Raw genomic sequence first — 18531 nt, 5'->3', positions numbered from 1 at the left:
GGGCCAGCTTCAGCCGGGAAGAGGTCGGTGCATGCTGTAGAGATGTAGCGTCTGGAAGTCAGCGTTCATGAGCAAGCTTGCCCCACAGGTTTGTGGCCTGGCTCGATACCCCGTCAGCCCCGAGTACCCCCGTAGGAGCGCGCTTGCCCGCGATTGGCCGGTGTGTCCGCCGGACATGCTTCGGCTGTAAACCAGTCTTCGCGGGCAAGCGCGCTCCTACGGGAGTGGAGCGTGCCCGGAGCGTTCGGGAATACCCGGAGATCTCTGTGGGAGTGAACCAACTGTCTTTAACAGCCCCTCGATCAATGGCGTGACGCCCGACGCTTCCCGGCTGAAGCCGGTCCTACGAAAAGCTCGCAGCGTCTGTAGGACCGGCTTCAGCCGGGAAGAGGTCGGTGCATGCTGTAGAGATGTAGCGTCTGGAAGTCAGCGTTCATGAGCAAGCTTGCCCCACAGGTTTGTGCCCTGGCTCGATACCCGTCAGCCCCGAGTACCCCCGTAGGAGCGCGCTTGCCCGCGATTGGCCGGTGTGCCCGCCGGAGATGCTTCGGCTGGAAACCAGTCTTCGCGGGCAAGCGCGCTCCTACAGGAGTTGGGCGTGGCCGGAGCGTTCGGGAATACCCGGAGATCTCTGTGGGAGTGAGCCTTACATCGCGGCAGGCGCTCATGCAGCCTTCTGCTCAGAGCGTCAGATCACGTGGAAACCGTGTGTGCCGTCTCGACCCAACTGCTCGACCAGACCGAACTCCCAGTCCAGATACGCCTGCATGGCTTCGCGGGGTGCCTCAGTGCCTTCATAGGGCCGACGATAGCGGTCGATGCGCGGGGAGGCCAGATGGGTTTCACCTTGTTCGAGCTCGTACCCGGCAGCCATCCAGCTGGCGGTACCGTCCTTGAGTAAAAATACCGGCTTGCCCGTCAGCGCCTCGACTTCGGGCACCGCCAGACGCGCCAGCTTGCTGCTCCCGCACGTCAGGACGTAGCGCTCGGCCGCAGGAATTTTACGCAGGGCATTGGACAGGTCGGCGCGCAAGGTCCACCAGGCGCCGGGGATGTGCTGCTTCACGTAGTTGGCGCTGGCGGTGAAGTCGAGCACGGCCACACCGGCATGCTGCTGCCATTGGCGCAGGGTGTCGGCGGTGATTTCTTCCACTTGCCAAGGTGTGGGGACGGGCGCATTCCAGGCGCCTTTTTCGCTGAAGTCGCCTGCTCGCAGGTCATCGATCACGAACACTTCCCAGCCCAGTTGGGCCAGCCATGAGGCCGACATGTTCGCCCGCACGCCGTCGTCATCCACCAACACGATACGTGCGCCGCGCACGCTGGCGTAGTGATCGGTCTCCTGCACCAGCTGCCCGCCCGGTGTCGAGCGCGCGCCCGGCACGTGACCGGCTTCATATTCCTCCGGCGTGCGCACATCGAACAGGTACGTGGTGCGCGCGGTATCAGCCTGCCAGGCTTTCAGTTCGGCGCGTCTGGCGCGCTTGACGCCGGCACGGTCGGCGACATGACGCGCATCGGAACGCGCGGTTTGCCGGGTTGCCTCTTTGACCTCGGGAAAGCGGCGCGACTGGCCATGATCCAGTGTCTGGCCTGCCAGCAGCCAGCCGATGGTGCCATTGCGCAGCGCCGAGATCGGGTTGGGCAGGCCCGCGTTGACCAGCGACTGGGTGCCAATGATGCTGCGGGTGCGACCTGCGCAATTGACGATGATCCGGGTCTTGGGATCCGGCGCCAGCTCGCGCGCGCGCAGGACCAGTTCGGCGCCGGGCACGCTGACACCGGTGGGAATGCTCATGGTCTGGTATTCATCGAACCGGCGCGCGTCCAGCACTACCACATCGGCCTTGGCATCGAGCAGCTGTTTGACTTCTTCGGCCGCCAGCGACGGCGTGTGCCGGTGATGCTCGACCAGCTCGCCGAACGCCTTGCTTGGCACGTTGACGTCGATGAACAGCTCGCCGCCGGCGTCGCCCCAGCCCTGCAGTCCGCCTTCGAGCAGCTTCACGTTGCTGTAGCCCAGCGATGTCAGCCGCTCCAGCGCCACCTCGGCCAGGCCTTCGCCATTGTCATAGAGCGTGACGGCCGTGTCGCGACGTGGGATGCGGGAAAAGACCTCCAGTTCCAGTTTGGAGAGGGGAATGTTGGCGGCGAACAGCGGGTGAGATTCGGCGAAAGGCGCCTCCTCGCGCACATCCACCAGCGCGACTTCCTCCCGCGCCAACAGGGCTTTACGGATGTCGCTGAACGATCTTGTGCTTTGAGTCATTGGGCTTGGTTCTCTTTGGACAGATCCCAGATGTTCGGGAGATAGGCGTTGGAATAGCCGGAAATAAACAGTTTTTCGCTGCCGTCGGGTTGGTAGACGGCACGCTTCACGGCGCCGATGTTGGCGCCATAGACGTGGATGCTGACGGACACCTGGTCGTCGAACGCGTTGCTCACCTGATGAATGTCATTGCTGCGAGGCGAGAGGGCTTCGACGTGGCCGGGTTCAAGGCGGATCGGCGCCCCTTGCTGTTCGAGCCGGCCATCGGCGCTGCGCGCGAATCCTTGAGAATACTCGGCGCCGCGCAACATACCGATCAGGCCCCAGACGCGATGGTCGTGAATCGGCGTGCTTTGACCCGGTCCCCAGACGAAACTGACGATGGAGAAACGTTGGCGCGAGTCGGCGTGCAGCAGAAATTGTTGGTAGCGCACAGGGTCAGGCACGGCGAACTCGTCCGGCAGCCAGTCGTCGTGGCTGACCAGTTGCCCGAGCAGTTTGCCGCCGCGATGCAGCAGATCACCCTCGCGGGGATTGCCATCGATCAATTCAGCCAGAGCGCCAATGAAGGCCCTGAGTCGTTCAGGGTGTCGAGGGTGAGTCATGTCGGCTCCGGGCAGTTGAGGATGATCAATATAAGCATAATCCGCGTGCTTAATATGCTAATTATTGATGATTAGGTTATAACGAAAAGGCATTTGATAACCCTTGGGCAGGGTGTTCAGGGCGGGCCGCACTATCCAGAGGCCGCAATTGGAATTATGCTTTTTGCCTATCTCCTTCCTATTTTTCCATGTGCGATCTGAATGAAAATTGATGATATCGATGCCTTCGTGGCTGTGATTCGCTGCCAGTCGATCAGCCATGCCGCCGAGTTGCTGGACCTGACCCAGCCTGCGATCACCCGTCGCGTGCAGAACTTCGAGCAAGCGTTGGGCGTCGAGCTGTTCGACCGCAACACCAAGCCGCTGAAGCCGACCCCCATGGGCACGCAGGTGTATCAGAAGTGTCTGGCGATCCTGCGGGAAATGGATTCATTGCGTGAGCTGGTGGCCAGTGACACGCCGCCCAGCGGCCTGTTGCGTCTTGGTGTGCCGCAGACCATCGGCGACGTGGTGCTGCTTGACGCCCTCAAACACCTGCGTGGGCAATTTCCCGACCTGCGTGCGCAAGTGGTCACCGGCTGGGGCAGCCATTTGATCGGCAAGATCGAGAACGGTGAGCTGGACGCCGCTGCGGCGCTGTTCCCGGCCGGCAAGATTTTCCCTGAGGGCATCATCGGCGAATCCATCGGCAAGATGGAGCTGGTGGTCGTTTGCGAAAGGAGCGCCGTGCCGAAGAAGCCGGTCAAGTTGGCCGACTGTTACGAACAGGGCTGGGTACTCAATCCCGATGGCTGCGGATTTCGCGCAGGCCTGCAACGCACCCTGACCGATCAGGGGCTGAGTCTGAAGGTCAATCTGGAGACCTTCGGCACCGAATTGCAGTTGGGGCTGGTGGCCGACGGCATGGGCCTGGGGCTGGTGCCGCGTCCCTTGCTGGAGCGTAGCGTCCATCGCGATCTGCTGGCGGTCCTGCCGCTCAAGGACTTCAAACCGGTCATGGATCTGTGGCTGATGTATCCCCGGTTTCTGGGCAACCTGCAAGGGCCGGTCGCCTCGTTCGGCAGTCTGGTGGCTGGCTCGCTGAAGCAATCGCAAAACGCAGCGTGACAATCTGCAGACGGGTGAAGGACTGGCCGCATAATAAAAAATATTGATAATTAGCTTAGACTAAAATGTGATTTTAAAAGATTTTTCCAAGCGCTTAGGCTCCTTTGATACATCTGTATCGGATCATCAGGGAGTCATGCATGAGCAACGTCAGTAGTTTGCCCGTCCAAACCGGTTCAACCCATGTGCGCGACCGGGTCAGTGCCGAAGAGTGGGAGGTGCGTGTCAAGCTGGCCGCGGCCTACCGCATCGCTGCGCTTAAACGATGGACCGACCACATCTATACGCATTTTTCGGCGCGGGTTCCGGGGCCGGACGAGCATTTCCTGATCAACGCATTCGGCCTGCTGTTCGACGAAATCACAGCCTCCAATCTGGTCAAGGTGGACATCGACGGCACCATCGTCGATGACCCGACCGGTCTGGGCATCAACCACGCAGGCTATGTGATTCACAGTGCCATTCACGCAGCGCGTCCTGATCTGCAAGCGGTCTTGCACACCCACACACGGGATGGCGTTGCGGTGTCTGCCCAGAAAGACGGGCTGTTACTGATCTCGCAGCACTCGCTCGGTTTTTCGGGGCGTGTGGCGTATCACGGCTACGAAGGCATTGCGCAAGATCTGGGCGAGCGCCAGCGCCTGGTGGCCGACCTGGGCGACAAGAACGTTATGATTCTGCGCAACCACGGTCTGCTCACGGCAGGCCTGAGTGTGGAGCATGCGTTTCAGCTGCTGCATAACCTGGAATACGCCTGCAACATACAGATTGCCGCCCAATCGGCCGGCAATGCCGAGCTGATTTTCCCGCCGGAAGACGTGGTCAGGAAAGTCGAAGAACAAGCCAAAGTCTTTAAAAGCGGCACGGGCCCCGGCGTGGCACGCCACTGGAATGCCTTGATCCGCGAGCTGGATCGGCACGGCACCGCGTACCAGGAGTGAGCGTGGCGGGGCAGGCGACGAAAACTCCATCGCCTGACCTTCCAATTCGCGAATGTGTTGGCGCCAGAAACGATCAGGGTCAGGCGAGGGCGTGAATGCGGTCAAGCCACCTTCTCGTTCTCCCGGTCACGCCTGGCCACCAGTTCGCGGGTCAGCGGAATGAGCTTCTTGCCGTAGTCGATGGCATCGTCGAGCGGGTCGAAGCCGCGGATCAGGAACGTCGTGATGCCCAGGTCGTAGTAATCGAGCAGCGCCTCGGCGACCTGTTCCGGCGTCCCGACCAGCGAGGTGGAGTTACCTTTGGCGCCCAGCAGTCCGGCGATTCCTGTCCACAGGCGCTTGTCGAGTCGCGCTCCTTTGGCGGCGGCGTCCAGCAACCGGCGCGATCCTTCGTTGGCCGGCTCGCGGCGTTGAAAACCGGACGCTTGAGCCAAGGCTTTCGCCCGTTCGAGGATACCGTCGGCGCGGGCCCAGGCTTTTTCCTCGGTGTCAGCCAGAATGGGGCGCAGTGACAGGCTGAAACGTACCGTGCGGCCGTGCTTGGCAGCCTCTGCGCGAACCTGTTTGACGATGTCTCTGACTTGCTCGTACGTTTCGCCCCACAACGCGTAGACATCGGCATGCTTGCCCGCGACTTCGATCGCCGCTTGCGATGCGCCGCCGAAATACACCGGGATGTGCGGCTTCTGCGGGGATTTGACCAGCGAGTGCGCACCCTCGAACTGATAATAAGTGCCTTTGTGGTCAAACGGCTTTTCCGCTGTCCATTCCTGCCGCACCACGCTCAGGTATTCGTCGGTACGCGCATAGCGCTCATCCTTGCCGATAAAGCTGCCGTCGGCGCGCAATTCCTGATCGTCACCGCCCGTGATGATATGCACCGCGATGCGTCCGCTGTTGAACACGTCCAGCGTGGCGAATTGCCGGGCAGCGACGGTGGGCGAAATGAAACCGGGGCGGTGAGCGATGAGAAACTTCAGTTTTCGCGTCACGCTCGCGGCATGCGCTGCGACAAATGCGCTGTCGGGGCTGTTGGAGTGATAGGCGACCAGTGCGCGATCGAATCCCGCTTCTTCGTGGGCCCGCGCAACCTTCTCCACGTATTCGGGTTGAATCGTCTCGCCACTGCGGGGGTGGATTTCCGATCCCGGTTGAGTGGCTATGTAGCCAATGAATTCGACGCTCATGAACGATTCCTTGTGCTGTGTTGGATTGACTGATGGCCGCACGCGCGGGCGTTCGCGCGTGAGCATCCACGCAACATAGGGGCATGAGGCAGCGGTGTGAAATTCGATTTGGCACTAAGCTAATTATAAAAATAACGCATTAAAACTGGTCATAAGATCAAAATAATTAAGCATTAGCTTATCTCCAAGAGGAATTTCACTTGGCTTTCTTATGCCATTACGCTGGCATTCCTCAACAGGGTTGGCGACGTCTTGCGCCAGTCCTGCCTCTCCGCTGTCTGCAAGGAAGTCGATTCATGGGACGTTTCAACAGGGGGCAAGCCCGTCGCGTCATCGCCGTGCTGTGTTCTATCGCGCTCACGCTGCTGGCCGGATGCGACGAGCCCGGGCCACGGCAGGCCTCCGCCGCACAGGCCACTGACTGGTCGAAGGTCGAGCTGATCCTGGGCGATCAGGCCAAAGGCTTGCGCACCATCGTTGAAGCGTCGAAGGCCTTTGACGGAGCGCCGTACCAGATCGAATGGGCCAATTTTCAGGGCGCTGCGCCCTTGTTCGAAGCCTTGCGCGCAGGCGCCGTCGATCTGGCTCCGGCTGGCGACACGCCGGTTCTGGCTGCGGCCACGGGCGGCACGCCGTTGCGGATCGTCGCGGTCAGGCGTGGACAGGGTCGCAGCATCGGCATCCTCGTGCCGCAGGATTCAGACATCAAAACGATCGCGGACCTAAAAGGCCGTAGCGTGTCGATCTCGTCTGCGCGAGGCAGTATTTCCCAGTACCTGCTGATTCGCGCGCTGGAAAATGCCGGGGTCAAGGAATCGGACGTGAACATCGGTTTCGTCATGCCCACCGACGCGCTGTCGGCGTTCCATGCCGGCAAGATCGATGCATGGGCGACGTTCGGCATTTATCAGGCGTTCGCCGAGGAAAGCGGTGCGCGGCTCTTGATGAGCGGAGAGGGGATCAACACCGGACTGACGTTCATCACCGCGTCGGACGCCGCTTTGGCCGATAAGGTCAAGCGTCAGGCGCTCAACGATGTGTTGCAACGCCTGGCCAAGGCATTCGAGTGGGCCAAGGCCAATCCCGAGCAATACGCCCAGGTCTTTTCCACGGCCAACAACGTACCGTTGGCTGTGTCGCAACGACTGCAGAGTTGGGGGATCGAATCACTGTTGCCGCTGGAACAGTCGGATATCACCGCGCTGCAGGGCGTGGACGATCTGTTCGTCGAAAAGAAACTGTTCCCCAAGCCGGTGCAGGTGTCCGAGCTGGTGGACCGAGAGGTGTTTCCGAGTGCGCATGGGGTGCTGTTGAAGCAGGTTGCGGAAGGAGCAGGATCGCGTTGACCTCTCAGGTCAACGCGATCCTGCCGGTATTCCCGGCGTTACGGATCAGTGTTTCGGCGCGTCCTGACCCATCGCCAGTAGTTGTTTTTCCTGATTCCAGTCGAACGGCTCTTCGTTCTGCTCGGCCTCGTAGCGACGCTCTTCCAGGGCCGTGTACAGGTCGATTTCTTCGTCAGGCATGAAATGCAGGCAGTCGCCGCCGAAATACCAAAGCAGGTCGCGGGGCACCAGATGCGCGATCTGCGGGTAGCGCTGGATCACCTGGCAGAGCAGGTCCTGACCCAGATACTGGCTTTCGATCGGCTCTTGCGGCAGCAGGCTGATCAATTCGTCATAGCGCTCCAGAAACAGCGCATGACTTTCCTCGGGAACCTGTTCGGCTTCTCCCAGCGCGACCAGGATGCCGCGCAGGTGCGTCAGCAGGTTCAGAGTGTGGTCGAGATTGGCGTCGGCCATGGTGAGGTCCTCAGAGACAAAAACAGGCGCGGGAGTATAGATCCCTGAGGAGCCTGCCGCTATCTCAATGCCACAACCCGGCCAGATATCGATGACCGGCTTCGGTCAGGGCAAGGTGGGCGAAGGTCCGGTCGCGGCTCGGTTGCCGAGTGACAAAACCGACGAGCAGAAGTGTCTGCAGGGTCTGGGTCGGTCTGCCGCTCTGAATGTCCTCCCCCGAGGCGATTTCAGCGAGCATGCAGCGATGAGTCATACGTTGATCGATCATGATGCGTCCCCTTTGTGTTTTCTTGTTGTTACCTGGGAGTGTAGGGCAATTCTTTGTGAAGTGCAGGCTAGAGCGTCTTTTTTGAGGTGCCGCTAATCGCCAAATTGACCGATCGGCATCGGCGTTCAAGCAAGCCACCGGCCTGACCGGCTGCAGGCCGGATCAGAAGTGCGGTGCGATGGGGTGCTGATCAGCTTGCTGGCAAGGCCAGCGGCTGTTGCGGCGCGAAGGCGAACGAGGTCAGCTGGAAGCCCTGCTCATCGACTTGCAGCGCCCATCCTTCACGATCCCAGTCGCCGAGCACGATGCGCTGGGCGGTCTCGTCACCGATCTGCAGCTTGTGAATGGCAGGGCGATGAGTGTGGCCGTGAATCAACGTTTTCACGCCGGATTCGCTCATGATTCGCGGGACTTCTTCAGGCGTCACGTCGACGATGTCATTGGCTTTCATGCGGGTCTGCGCGCGGCTTTCGCTGCGCAGCTTGCGCGCCAGCTTGTGGCGGGTGGCGAGCGGCAGGTGGCGCAGGATCCACAGCGTCAGCGGATTGCGCAGATAGCGGCGCATGCGCATGTACGCTTCATCGCGCGTACACAGGCTGTCGCCATGCATCAGTAACACCGGCTCGCCGTTCAACTGTACCACGCTGGGATCGGGCAGCAACGTGCAGCCGGCGGCCTTGCAAAATGCTTTGCCGATCATGAAATCGCGATTGCCGTGCATCAGGAACACCTGCGTGCCGCTGTCGCTCAGGGCGCGCAAGGCTTCGCAGATCGAGCGCTGGAAGGGTGACATGGCGTCGTCGCCGATCCAGGCTTCGAAGAAGTCGCCGAGGATATAAAGCGCCTCGGCGCCACGCGCGCGATCAGCCAGCAGATCCAGAAACGCCCGGGTGATGTCCGGGCGTTCTTCTTCCAGATGCAGATCGGAGATCAGCAGTATCACTCAACGGTCTCGGCTTTCTCGATGATCACGTCCTCAGCCGGCACGTCCTGATGACCCGCTTTGGATGTGGTAGCGACACCTTTGATGGCATCGACGACATCCTGGCCTTCGATCACTTCGCCGAAGACGGCATAGCCCCAGCCCTGAACTGTCTTGCCGCTGTGGTTGAGGAAACTGTTGTCGGCGACGTTGATGAAGAACTGCGCCGATGCCGAATGTGGCTCCATGGTGCGGGCCATGGCCACCGAGTACTTCTTGTTCGGCAGGCCGTTGTCGGCCTCGTTCTGGATGCTCGGGCGCTTGTCTTTCTTTTCTTTCATGCCGGGCTCGAAACCACCGCCCTGGATCATGAAGTTACCGATGACGCGGTGAAAGACCGTGTTGGTGTAGTGACCGGCGTTCACGTACTCAAGGAAGTTGGCGACCGTCAACGGCGCTTTTTCAGCGTTCAGTTGCAGGACGATCTCGCCCTTATTGGTGGTCAGTCTGACTTTGGACATGTTCGAAATCGCTCTTGTCTGATTCGTGGTGGACGTGTCGATCGTGGCGTCGGGCTACTTGAGCGTGGTTGCAGGTGCCGCCGATTCGACTCAGGCGCGCAGTTTACAGAGGGTAGCCGCTTGCCGGGTAGTCGCGATTGCGTCCGGCGGCCCGCACGGGCCGGGCGCCCCTCCCGGCAGTTTTGTCACAGCATGCTGTCAGGCTCTTGACAGGTTCGGCTATGATAAGCGCTTTGATTTATTCGGCCTACCCTGGCCAAGACAGTTAGGTTTTCAAGGATCCTATGAGCAAGCCCACTCAAGACGCCGCTGCGAATTCAAAGGCAGGCCCTGCAATTCCAACCAACTTCCTGCGCCCGATCGTGCAGGCGGACCTGGATTCGGGCAAGCACACCAAGATCGTGACCCGCTTTCCGCCTGAGCCCAACGGGTATCTGCACATCGGTCATGCCAAGTCGATCTGCGTGAACTTCGGTCTGGCTCAGGAGTTCGGCGGTGTCACGCATTTGCGCTTCGATGACACCAACCCGGCCAAGGAAGACCAGGAATACATCGACGCCATCGAGAGCGACGTCAAATGGCTGGGTTTCGAGTGGGCTGGCGAAGTGCGTTACGCCTCCCAGTATTTCGATCAATTGCACGACTGGGCTGTCGAGCTGATCAAGGCTGGCAAGGCGTACGTCGATGACCTGACGCCCGAGCAGGCCCGCGAGTACCGCGGCACGCTGACCGAGCCGGGCAAGAACAGCCCGTTCCGCGAGCGCAGCGTCGAGGAAAACCTGGACCTGTTCGCCCGCATGAAGGCCGGTGAGTTCGAAGACGGCGCCCGCGTGCTGCGTGCCAAGATCGACATGGCCTCGCCGAACATGAACCTGCGCGATCCGATCCTGTATCGCATTCGCCATGCTCACCACCACCAGACCGGTGACAAGTGGTGCATCTACCCGATCTACGACTTCACCCATGGTCAGTCGGACGCCATCGAGGGCATCACTCACTCGATCTGCACCCTGGAATTCGAAAGCCATCGTCCGCTGTACGACTGGTTCCTCGACAACCTGCCGGTGCCGTGCAAGCCGCGTCAGTACGAATTCTCGCGCCTGAACCTGAACTACACCATCACCAGCAAGCGCAAGCTCAAGCAACTGGTCGACGAGAAACACGTCAACGGCTGGGACGACCCGCGCATGTCGACCCTGTCGGGCTTCCGCCGTCGCGGCTACACACCGGCGTCGATCCGCAATTTCTGCGAAATGATCGGCACCAACCGTTCCGACGGCGTGGTGGACTTCGGCATGCTCGAATTCAGCATCCGTCAGGACCTGGACGCCAACGCTCCGCGCGCCATGTGCGTGCTGCGTCCGTTGAAGGTCGTGATCACCAACTACCCGGAAGACAAGGTCGATCACCTCGAACTGCCACGTCATCCGCAGAAAGAAGAGCTGGGCGTGCGCAAACTGCCGTTCGGTCGTGAAATCTACATCGACCGCGATGACTTCATGGAAGAGCCGCCAAAAGGCTACAAGCGTCTGGAGCCCAATGGCGAAGTGCGCCTGCGTGGCAGCTATGTGATCCGCGCTGACGAAGCGATCAAGGACGTCGACGGCAACATCGTCGAACTGCGCTGCTCGTATGACCCGGACACGCTGGGCAAGAACCCGGAAGGTCGCAAGGTCAAGGGCGTGATCCACTGGGTCCCGGCCGCTGAAAGCATCGAGTGCGAAGTGCGTCTGTACGATCGCCTGTTCCGCTCCGCGAACCCGGAAAAGGCTGAGGACGGCCAGACGTTCCTGGACAACATCAACCCGGATTCCCTGCAGGTCCTGACCGGTTGTCGGGCTGAGCCGTCGCTGGGCGAAGCCGCGCCGGAAGACCGTTTCCAGTTCGAACGCGAAGGTTATTTCTGCGCGGACATCAAGGACTCGAAACCGGGCAAGCCGGTATTCAATCGCACAGTGACCCTGCGCGATTCCTGGACCTGATGCTGTACTTGTAAGGGGCACAACGTGCTGTCGATCTACAACACGCTCACCAAGAGCAAAGAAGTCTTCAAGCCGCTGGATGGCAACAAGGTCCGCATGTACGTCTGCGGCATGACCGTCTACGACTACTGCCATCTGGGCCACGGTCGCAGCATGGTGGCGTTCGATCTGGTGACCCGCTGGCTGCGTTTCAGCGGTTACGACCTGACTTACGTGCGCAACATCACTGACATAGACGACAAGATCATCAATCGCGCCCGCGACAACGGCGAGGCGTTCGACGCCTTGACCGCGCGCATGATCGATGCGATGCACGAGGACGAAGCGCGCCTGAATATCCTCAAGCCGGACATGGAGCCGCGTGCCACCGACTACATCGGCGGTATGCACGACATGATCCAGAGCCTGATCGACAAGGGCTACGCCTACGCGCCGGGCAATGGCGACGTGTACTACCGCGTCGGAAAATTCCTCGGTTACGGCAAGCTGTCGCGCAAGAAGATCGAAGACCTGCGCATCGGTGCGCGGATCGAAGTCGACGAAGCGAAAGACGACCCGCTGGATTTCGTCCTGTGGAAAGGCGTCAAGCCGGGCGAGCCCAGCTGGGAATCGCCATGGGGCCCCGGCCGTCCGGGCTGGCACATCGAGTGCTCGGTGATGTCCACCTGCTGCCTGGGTGAGACGTTCGACATTCATGGCGGCGGCAGCGATCTGGAGTTTCCGCACCACGAAAACGAAATCGCCCAGAGCGAAGCGGCCACCGGCAAGACTTACGCCAATGCCTGGATGCATTGCGGCATGATCCGCATCAATGGCGAGAAGATGTCCAAGTCCTTGAACAATTTCTTCACCATTCGCGACGTGCTGGATAAATACCATCCGGAAGTGGTGCGCTACCTGCTGGTGTCGAGCCATTACCGCAGCGCGATCAACTATTCCGAAGACAGCCTAAAAGAATCCAAGGGTGCGCTGGAGCGGTTTTACCACGCACTCAAGGGTCTTCCGGCTGCCGAACCTGCCGGCGGCGAAGCCTTTGTGGAGCGTTTCTCGGCGGCGATGGACGATGACTTCGGCACGCCCGAAGCGTGTGCGGTGCTGTTCGAAATGGTCCGCGAGATCAACCGCCTGCGCGACAGTGATGTCAACGCGGCGGCAGGTCTCGCGGCACGCTTGAAGCAACTGGCAAGCGTGCTGGGCGTGTTGCAGCTCGAAGCCGACGACTTCCTGCGTGCGGGTGCGGAAGGTCGCGTCGATGCCGCCGAGGTGGAAGCCTTGATCGCCGCGCGCCTGCAGGCTCGTGTCGACAAGAACTGGGCCGAATCCGACCGCATCCGCGATCAGCTCACCGCCATGGGCGTGGTGCTGGAAGACGGGAAGGGCGCAACGACCTGGCGATTGGCGGATTGATCTTCAGGGTCTGATATAAAGCCATCGCGGGCAAGCGCGCTCGTACAGGTATCACATGCCAACTGTAGGCGTGTGCTTGCCCGCGGTCGCGTCGGGTCTGCTCATTCCCACGCTTCGCGTTGATCATTCCCACGCTCCGCGTGGGAATGCATCTTCTGACGCTCCGCGTCACATTCGACGCAGAACGCCCAGGTGGCGTACCACGGCAAGCGTATGAACGATCAGGAAACGCTGCGCCCCCCGAATCAGAATCCCTGCTCCCGAAGCCGCTTGTAGAGCGTATTCCGGCTCACCCCCAGCCGCTTGGCCAGCTGCGAAATATTCCCGCCCGCGGCCTGCAACAACTCGCTCAACTCCTCCGGCGTGTTCAGCACGGCCTTGCGGTTGAAGGCTGTCTGCGCCTCGTCGCTGTCGCTTTCCAGCTCCAGATCAGCAAAGAAATCCTCTGGCAGATGCTCGGTCGAAATCGGCTGATCGTCAGCGAGCGCCAGTGCGACCTGGATCACGTTACTCAACTGGCGCAGATTGCCTGGCCAAGGGTGTCGTTCAAACAACGCCAGCACGGACGGCTCAAAGCCCGCGGTCTGTTGAGGCTCGCGATGCTGCTCCCAGATTGCCTGCACCAGCGCGACCTTGTCGGTGCGTTCGCGAAGGGGCGGCAACTCCAGGTTCAGCCCGCTGATGCGGTAGTACAGATCCTGCCGGAAGCGCCCGCTCTGTACCTGTTCGCGCAATGAGCAATGGGTTGCGGAAATGATCCGGATGTCCACGGGGAACAGTTCGCTGCTGCCCAGCGGCTGCACGCATCGTTCCTGCAACACCCGCAGCAAACGTGCTTGCACGGGTAGGGGCATGTCACCGATTTCATCCAGAAACAACGTACCTTTGTCCGCCTTGCGGATCAGACCGATGCTGCCTTTATGGTGCGCGCCGGTGAACGCGCCTTTTTCGTAGCCAAACAGCTCGGCTTCCACCAGCTCCGACGGGATCGCCGCGCAGTTCACGGCAATGAACGGCTGAGCGGCCCGGGAGCTTGCGCGGTGCAGCGCCTTGACGAACACCTCCTTGCCTGCGCCGGTCTCTCCCAAGATCAGCAGCGGGACATTCTTTTCCAGCAGGCGCTGGGCCTGGCTCGCAGCCTTCGCCACTTTCTCATCGCCGAAACCGGGCGTGCCGACGTCTTTAGCGTCAGGTTTTTTCGGGGTCGGCACCGGGCGAAGTTTCAGCACGGGGGCCTTCGGACGCTTGAGCAGGCAGTGAAAGCGGTTGTGCCCGGACGCTTGCAGCGCGAAGGGCTGGCCTTCCGACTGATCGAGCAAGTGCGTGATGGGTGCCTTGAACAGGTTTTCGATGTTGGCCTGCAACAGGCTCACGCCCAGCAGCGTATCGGCCCGGCGGTTGGCGCACAGGATGCGGCCGGTCTCGTCGAAGACCAGCAGCCCGGCCCACTGGCTGTCCAGGTTGTTCAGGCCGGTGTTGAACGTCAGCTGAAAATGGCTGTGCTGAAACTGATCGAGGATCAGCCGGTTTTCGATGGTCTGGCTCATCATCTTCACCATCCCCAGCGTATGGGACGGCGGCAGGAAGCTGTCGCTGGACACATCGAGCACGGCGATCATCCGCCGTGAAGCATCGAAGATCGGCGCGGCGGAACCGGTCATGAAGCGGTTGGCCTTGAGGAAGTGTTCATCGTGTTCAATGTGAACGGCCTGCTCACACGCCAGCGCGGTGCCGATCGCATTGGTGCCCACGCCCTGTTCCAGCCAGCTGGCGCCTGCGACGAAGCCCATTTGTTGGTCGGCCTCGACGAAACGCTTGGTGCCCCACGAATTGAGCACCTGGCCTTGCTGGTCTGCCAGCAGAATCAGGCAATTGGAGTTGCTGAGGATGTTCTCGTAAAACGGCAGCACCTGTTGATGAGTGGTCTGCACCAGCGAGTGATGACGCTCCAGCAACTGGGAAACCTGATGCTGTGCAAGGCCGCCGAAAGCGGGACGGGACTGATGGTCGAGGCCGAACTGACGGCAGCGGGCCCAGGAGTCCTGAATGATGGTGTCGTGAGCGAGGGATGCGCCTGGTGTGGCCATGTAGATGGCTCCGTCCGAGTACTTTTATTGTTTTTGGGATACGGCGTTCATGCCGAGCATCCGTGCCCGAAACGTCCCTCCATTGTTGTTCACGATTGTTCAAAGTCAATGTTCATTTTGTTCAAGTGTTCAGTATTTTCTGTTCACTTATGTTCACCAACGAATCCCGGTATCGGGCGTTTTGCGCGGCGAAGGCTCTAGATCGATGGTTTCGCTGTCTGGCGCGTTTGCGAACCTGGATTGGCACGATTGTCGCTATCCAACAAGCGGTCGACGAATGTCACGACCCGGCCAGCGGCCGAACCAGCTACACCCCTGAACAAGACAAATAAAAAGGGCACGCCATGTCTCTCACGCTTGAGCACGTCAGCCGAGCCGTCGACGGTCAGATCTGGATCGACGATGCCTCGCTGAGCTTCGAACCCGGCTCATTCAACGTATTGCTGGGGCGCACCTTATCAGGCAAAACCAGCCTGATGCGCTTGATGGCCGGTCTGGACAAGCCAGACAGCGGCCGAGTACTGATGAATGGCAAAGATGTCACCCAGGTCGCGGTGCGTCATCGCAATGTCTCGATGGTTTATCAGCAGTTCATCAACTACCCGAGCATGACCGTGTTCGACAACATCGCCTCGCCGTTGCGTCAGGCGAAGATGTCGAAGGACGAAATCGACAGCCGCGTACGCGAAACCGCAAAGATGCTGCGCATTGAAAAATTCCTCGCGCGCTACCCCCTCGAACTCTCCGGCGGTCAGCAACAGCGCACGGCAATGGCCCGCGCGCTGGTCAAGGACGCCGAACTGATCCTGTTCGACGAGCCGCTGGTCAACCTCGATTACAAGCTGCGCGAAGAGCTGCGCCAGGAAATGCGTCAGCTGTTCGAGACCCGCAACACCATCGCCGTCTACGCCACCACGGAACCCAACGAAGCGCTGGCGCTGGGCGGGACCACGACCATCCTCCACGAAGGTCGGCTCATCCAGCACGGCAAGACGCCCGAGGTCTATCACCAGCCCAAGACCGTACTGGCTGCCGAACTGTTCTCCGAGCCGCCGATCAACCTGATGCCGGGGCGTATTGACGGTAACGAAGTCAGCTTCGCCAACTTCGTGCATTTCCCGCTCAACGTGGACCTGCGCAAGATCGGTGACGGTGAATACCGTTTCGGCGTGCGCCCGAGCCATCTGAGTCTGGTGCCGTCCAACGATGACGATCTGGAGCTGGCAGTCACGGTCGAACTGGCTGAAATCAGCGGCTCGGAAACCTTTCTTCACGTGCGCAACGAGCACTTCTCGCTGGTGCTGCATCTGCCGGGCGTGCACGAGTATGACGTCGACACGCCGATTCGCGTGTACATCCCGACTCACAAATTGTTCGTTTTCGATCAGCAGGGCGGCCTCATCCAGGCGCCGGGCCTGCGCATGGCGAGGGTTGCCTGATGGCCGAGATCCGCTTGCAACAACTCGCGCACAGTTACAGCGCTGCGCCTTCGGGCCCGGAAGACTACGCCATCCGTGAGATGACCCACATCTGGGAGCAGGGCGGCGCGTATGCACTGCTCGGGCCGTCCGGTTGCGGCAAATCGACTTTGCTCAACATCATTTCCGGCCTGCTCAGCCCGTCGGAAGGCAAAGTGATGTTCGACTCCACGGTGGTCAACGACATGTCGCCGGAGCAGCGCAACATTGCTCAGGTTTTCCAGTTTCCGGTGGTCTACGACACCATGACGGTGTTCGACAATCTGGCATTCCCGTTGCGCAATCAGGGCATGGCAGAAACGAAAATTCAGGCCAAAGTGCAGGAAATCGCCGACGTCCTCGATCTGCAACCGCTGTTGAAGAAAAAGGCCAAGGGCCTGACTGCGGACGAAAAGCAGAAGGTGTCGATGGGCCGCGGTCTGGTGCGTGATGACGTCTCGGCGATTCTGTTCGACGAACCGCTGACCGTGATCGACCCGCACCTGAAGTGGAAGCTGCGGCGCAAGCTCAAGCAGATTCACGAGCAGTTCAACATCACCATGGTCTACGTCACCCACGATCAGCTGGAGGCGTCGACGTTCGCCGACAAGATCGCTGTGATGTACGGCGGCCAGATCGTGCAGTTCGGCACCCCCCGCGAGCTGTTCGAAAAACCCCATCACACCTTCGTGGGCTATTTCATCGGCAGCCCTGGCATGAACCTCATCGAGGTCAGGCCCGAGGCGGGCGGCGTCGGTTTTGGCGGCATCCATCTGCCCTTGCCCGACGCGCTGCAGCAAAAGCTGGCGGCGACCCGGTGGAGCACGCTCAAGGTCGGCATTCGTCCGGAGTTCGTCCACGTGTGGGACGGCCCGTTCGATGACGCGATGTGCGCCGACGTGACTTACGTCGAGGACCTGGGGACCTACAAGATCCTCACCCTCAACCTGGCCGGTCAGTCACTCAAGGTGCGTCTGCAGGAGGACAAACCGGTGCCGCAAGGCCAGGCCTGGATCAGCTTCCCGGCGCAGTGGCTGATGCTCTACGCCGATGAATTTTTGCTGGAAGTCGCCGCGACTCACGCGCAGGCCAGCGAGGTGCCCCATGAGTAAGGTACAGAACAACAAAGCCTGGTGGCTGGTACTGCCGGTATTCCTGCTGGTGGCGTTCAGCGCCATCATTCCGATGATGACCGTGGTCAACTATTCGGTGCAGGACATCTTCGATCAGTCCAGTCGCTATTTCGTCGGCGCCGACTGGTTCAAGCAGGTGCTGCAGGATCCGCGTCTGCATGATTCGCTGCTGCGCCAGTTCATCTATTCGGGCTGTGTGCTGCTGATCGAGATTCCGCTCGGCATCGCCATCGCCCTGACCATGCCGACCAAAGGCCGCTGGTCGTCGGTGTGCCTGATCGTGATGACCATCCCGCTGCTGATTCCCTGGAACGTGGTCGGCACCATCTGGCAGATCTTCGGCCGTGGCGACATCGGTCTGCTGGGCTGGTTTCTGAACAACATTCTGCACATCAACTACAACTATGCAGCCAACGCGTCGGACGCCTGGGTAACGGTGCTGGTGATCGACGTCTGGCACTGGACCTCGCTGGTGGCACTGCTGTGCTACTCGGGTCTGCGGGCCATTCCGGACGTGTACTACCAGGCGGCGCGTATCGATCGGGCTTCGAATTGGGCAGTGTTCCGACACATTCAGTTGCCGAAGATGAAGAGCGTGCTGCTGATCGCGGTGATGTTGCGCTTCATGGACAGCTTCATGATCTACACCGAGCCTTTCGTGCTGACCGGGGGCGGGCCAGGCAACTCGACCACTTTCCTCAGCCAGACGCTGACCACCATGGCGCTGGGCCAGTTCGACCTGGGGCCGGCGGCGGCATTCTCGCTGGTGTATTTCCTGATCATTCTGTTGGTGTCGTGGGTGTTCTACACCGCCATGACCCACGGCGAAAAGAACTGAGGAGC

At 60.5% G+C, this 18531-nt stretch carries 16 protein-coding genes; 8 read left to right on the top strand and 8 right to left on the bottom strand.

Features of this window, described 5'->3' with window-relative positions; genetic code table 11:
* Positions 1 to 688 precede the first annotated feature (688 nt).
* Positions 689 to 2269, bottom strand: coding sequence for a rhodanese-related sulfurtransferase (locus BMZ10_RS09130; protein WP_093460434.1), 1581 nt, complete (start codon positions 2267 to 2269; stop codon positions 689 to 691).
* Positions 2266 to 2874, bottom strand: coding sequence for a cysteine dioxygenase family protein (locus BMZ10_RS09125; RefSeq protein WP_093460431.1), 609 nt, complete (start codon positions 2872 to 2874; stop codon positions 2266 to 2268). The genes BMZ10_RS09130 and BMZ10_RS09125 overlap by 4 nt, the downstream gene beginning before the upstream one ends.
* Before the next feature lie 201 nt (positions 2875 to 3075).
* Between BMZ10_RS09125 and BMZ10_RS09120 the strand changes: the two genes are divergently transcribed.
* Both BMZ10_RS09120 and BMZ10_RS09115 read left to right on the top strand, forming a co-directional pair.
* Positions 3076 to 3981 carry a LysR family transcriptional regulator gene (locus BMZ10_RS09120; protein WP_093460428.1) on the top strand — a complete coding sequence of 302 codons (906 nt, stop codon included), beginning with the start codon at positions 3076 to 3078 and terminating at the stop codon, positions 3979 to 3981.
* Between the two features lie 140 nt (positions 3982 to 4121).
* Positions 4122 to 4922 (top strand): class II aldolase/adducin family protein, encoded by an 801-nt coding sequence (locus BMZ10_RS09115; RefSeq protein ID WP_093460425.1) that lies wholly within the window; start codon positions 4122 to 4124, stop codon positions 4920 to 4922.
* Between the two features lie 101 nt (positions 4923 to 5023).
* Here BMZ10_RS09115 and BMZ10_RS09110 read toward each other — a convergent pair whose 3' ends face one another.
* Entirely contained in the window at positions 5024 to 6109 is a 1086-nt protein-coding gene (locus BMZ10_RS09110) for an LLM class flavin-dependent oxidoreductase (protein WP_093460422.1), read from the bottom strand.
* Positions 6110 to 6405: 296 nt separating this feature from the next.
* On the opposite strand from BMZ10_RS09110, the gene BMZ10_RS09105 reads away from it, so the two are divergent.
* A complete protein-coding gene (locus BMZ10_RS09105; RefSeq protein ID WP_093460419.1) occupies positions 6406 to 7455 on the top strand; it encodes an ABC transporter substrate-binding protein in 1050 nt (349 codons plus the stop codon).
* A gap of 45 nt (positions 7456 to 7500) precedes the next feature.
* Here the strand turns inward: BMZ10_RS09105 and BMZ10_RS09100 are convergent, their stop codons facing one another.
* The 4 genes from BMZ10_RS09100 to BMZ10_RS09085 all read right to left on the bottom strand — a co-directional run bounded on the left by BMZ10_RS09100 (position 7501) and on the right by BMZ10_RS09085 (position 9622).
* Positions 7501 to 7911, bottom strand: coding sequence for a PA2817 family protein (locus BMZ10_RS09100; RefSeq protein ID WP_093460416.1), 411 nt, complete (start codon positions 7909 to 7911; stop codon positions 7501 to 7503).
* A 64-nt stretch (positions 7912 to 7975) separates the two neighbouring features.
* On the bottom strand, positions 7976 to 8179 hold the full coding sequence (locus BMZ10_RS09095; protein ID WP_093460413.1) for a hypothetical protein: 204 nt from the start codon (positions 8177 to 8179) through the stop codon (positions 7976 to 7978).
* Positions 8180 to 8369: 190 nt separating this feature from the next.
* Entirely contained in the window at positions 8370 to 9122 is a 753-nt protein-coding gene (lpxH, locus tag BMZ10_RS09090; RefSeq protein WP_093460410.1) for a UDP-2,3-diacylglucosamine diphosphatase, read from the bottom strand.
* Positions 9119 to 9622, bottom strand: a complete 504-nt coding sequence (locus BMZ10_RS09085) for a peptidylprolyl isomerase (protein WP_093460407.1) — start codon at positions 9620 to 9622, stop codon at positions 9119 to 9121. The genes lpxH and BMZ10_RS09085 overlap by 4 nt, the downstream gene beginning before the upstream one ends.
* Before the next feature lie 284 nt (positions 9623 to 9906).
* On the opposite strand from BMZ10_RS09085, the gene BMZ10_RS09080 reads away from it, so the two are divergent.
* On the top strand, positions 9907 to 11604 hold the full coding sequence (locus BMZ10_RS09080) for a glutamine--tRNA ligase/YqeY domain fusion protein (protein WP_093460404.1): 1698 nt from the start codon (positions 9907 to 9909) through the stop codon (positions 11602 to 11604).
* A 24-nt stretch (positions 11605 to 11628) separates the two neighbouring features.
* Complete coding sequence (gene cysS, locus BMZ10_RS09075) at positions 11629 to 13011, top strand: cysteine--tRNA ligase (RefSeq protein ID WP_093460400.1); 1383 nt, start codon at positions 11629 to 11631, stop codon at positions 13009 to 13011.
* Between the two features lie 245 nt (positions 13012 to 13256).
* Here cysS and BMZ10_RS09070 read toward each other — a convergent pair whose 3' ends face one another.
* Positions 13257 to 15098, bottom strand: coding sequence for a sigma-54-dependent Fis family transcriptional regulator (locus BMZ10_RS09070; protein WP_093460397.1), 1842 nt, complete (start codon positions 15096 to 15098; stop codon positions 13257 to 13259).
* Between the two features lie 344 nt (positions 15099 to 15442).
* Between BMZ10_RS09070 and BMZ10_RS09065 the strand changes: the two genes are divergently transcribed.
* Genes BMZ10_RS09065 through BMZ10_RS09055 form a run of 3 tightly spaced genes read left to right on the top strand, consistent with a single transcriptional unit; the run spans position 15443 to position 18526 of the window.
* Positions 15443 to 16537, top strand: a complete 1095-nt coding sequence (locus tag BMZ10_RS09065) for an ABC transporter ATP-binding protein (protein ID WP_093460394.1) — start codon at positions 15443 to 15445, stop codon at positions 16535 to 16537.
* Positions 16537 to 17667, top strand: a complete 1131-nt coding sequence (locus tag BMZ10_RS09060) for an ABC transporter ATP-binding protein (protein ID WP_093460391.1) — start codon at positions 16537 to 16539, stop codon at positions 17665 to 17667. The genes BMZ10_RS09065 and BMZ10_RS09060 overlap by 1 nt, the downstream gene beginning before the upstream one ends.
* On the top strand, positions 17660 to 18526 hold the full coding sequence (locus BMZ10_RS09055) for a carbohydrate ABC transporter permease (protein ID WP_093460387.1): 867 nt from the start codon (positions 17660 to 17662) through the stop codon (positions 18524 to 18526). Before BMZ10_RS09060 ends, BMZ10_RS09055 begins: the two co-directional genes overlap by 8 nt.
* Positions 18527 to 18531: the final 5 nt, after the last annotated feature.

It is taken from the genome of Pseudomonas sp. NFR16, from assembly GCF_900108875.1.
Classification (GTDB): Bacteria; Pseudomonadota; Gammaproteobacteria; order Pseudomonadales; family Pseudomonadaceae; genus Aquipseudomonas.
The sequence above is the reverse complement of the archived record's forward strand: the minus strand, read 5'-3'. Positions and strand labels throughout refer to the sequence as shown.

Coding starts and splice junctions, on each gene's coding strand:
- BMZ10_RS09110 (WP_093460422.1), bottom strand. CDS start 6,109: ATGAGCGTCGAATTCATTGGCTACATAGCCACTCAACCGGGATCGGAA.
- BMZ10_RS09060 (WP_093460391.1), top strand. CDS start 16,537: ATGGCCGAGATCCGCTTGCAACAACTCGCGCACAGTTACAGCGCTGCG.
- BMZ10_RS09105 (WP_093460419.1), top strand. CDS start 6,406: ATGGGACGTTTCAACAGGGGGCAAGCCCGTCGCGTCATCGCCGTGCTG.
- BMZ10_RS09120 (WP_093460428.1), top strand. CDS start 3,076: ATGAAAATTGATGATATCGATGCCTTCGTGGCTGTGATTCGCTGCCAG.
- BMZ10_RS09085 (WP_093460407.1), bottom strand. CDS start 9,622: ATGTCCAAAGTCAGACTGACCACCAATAAGGGCGAGATCGTCCTGCAA.
- BMZ10_RS09125 (WP_093460431.1), bottom strand. CDS start 2,874: ATGACTCACCCTCGACACCCTGAACGACTCAGGGCCTTCATTGGCGCT.
- BMZ10_RS09115 (WP_093460425.1), top strand. CDS start 4,122: ATGAGCAACGTCAGTAGTTTGCCCGTCCAAACCGGTTCAACCCATGTG.
- BMZ10_RS09080 (WP_093460404.1), top strand. CDS start 9,907: ATGAGCAAGCCCACTCAAGACGCCGCTGCGAATTCAAAGGCAGGCCCT.
- BMZ10_RS09100 (WP_093460416.1), bottom strand. CDS start 7,911: ATGGCCGACGCCAATCTCGACCACACTCTGAACCTGCTGACGCACCTG.
- BMZ10_RS09070 (WP_093460397.1), bottom strand. CDS start 15,098: ATGGCCACACCAGGCGCATCCCTCGCTCACGACACCATCATTCAGGAC.
- BMZ10_RS09065 (WP_093460394.1), top strand. CDS start 15,443: ATGTCTCTCACGCTTGAGCACGTCAGCCGAGCCGTCGACGGTCAGATC.
- BMZ10_RS09055 (WP_093460387.1), top strand. CDS start 17,660: ATGAGTAAGGTACAGAACAACAAAGCCTGGTGGCTGGTACTGCCGGTA.
- BMZ10_RS09095 (WP_093460413.1), bottom strand. CDS start 8,179: ATGATCGATCAACGTATGACTCATCGCTGCATGCTCGCTGAAATCGCC.
- BMZ10_RS09130 (WP_093460434.1), bottom strand. CDS start 2,269: ATGACTCAAAGCACAAGATCGTTCAGCGACATCCGTAAAGCCCTGTTG.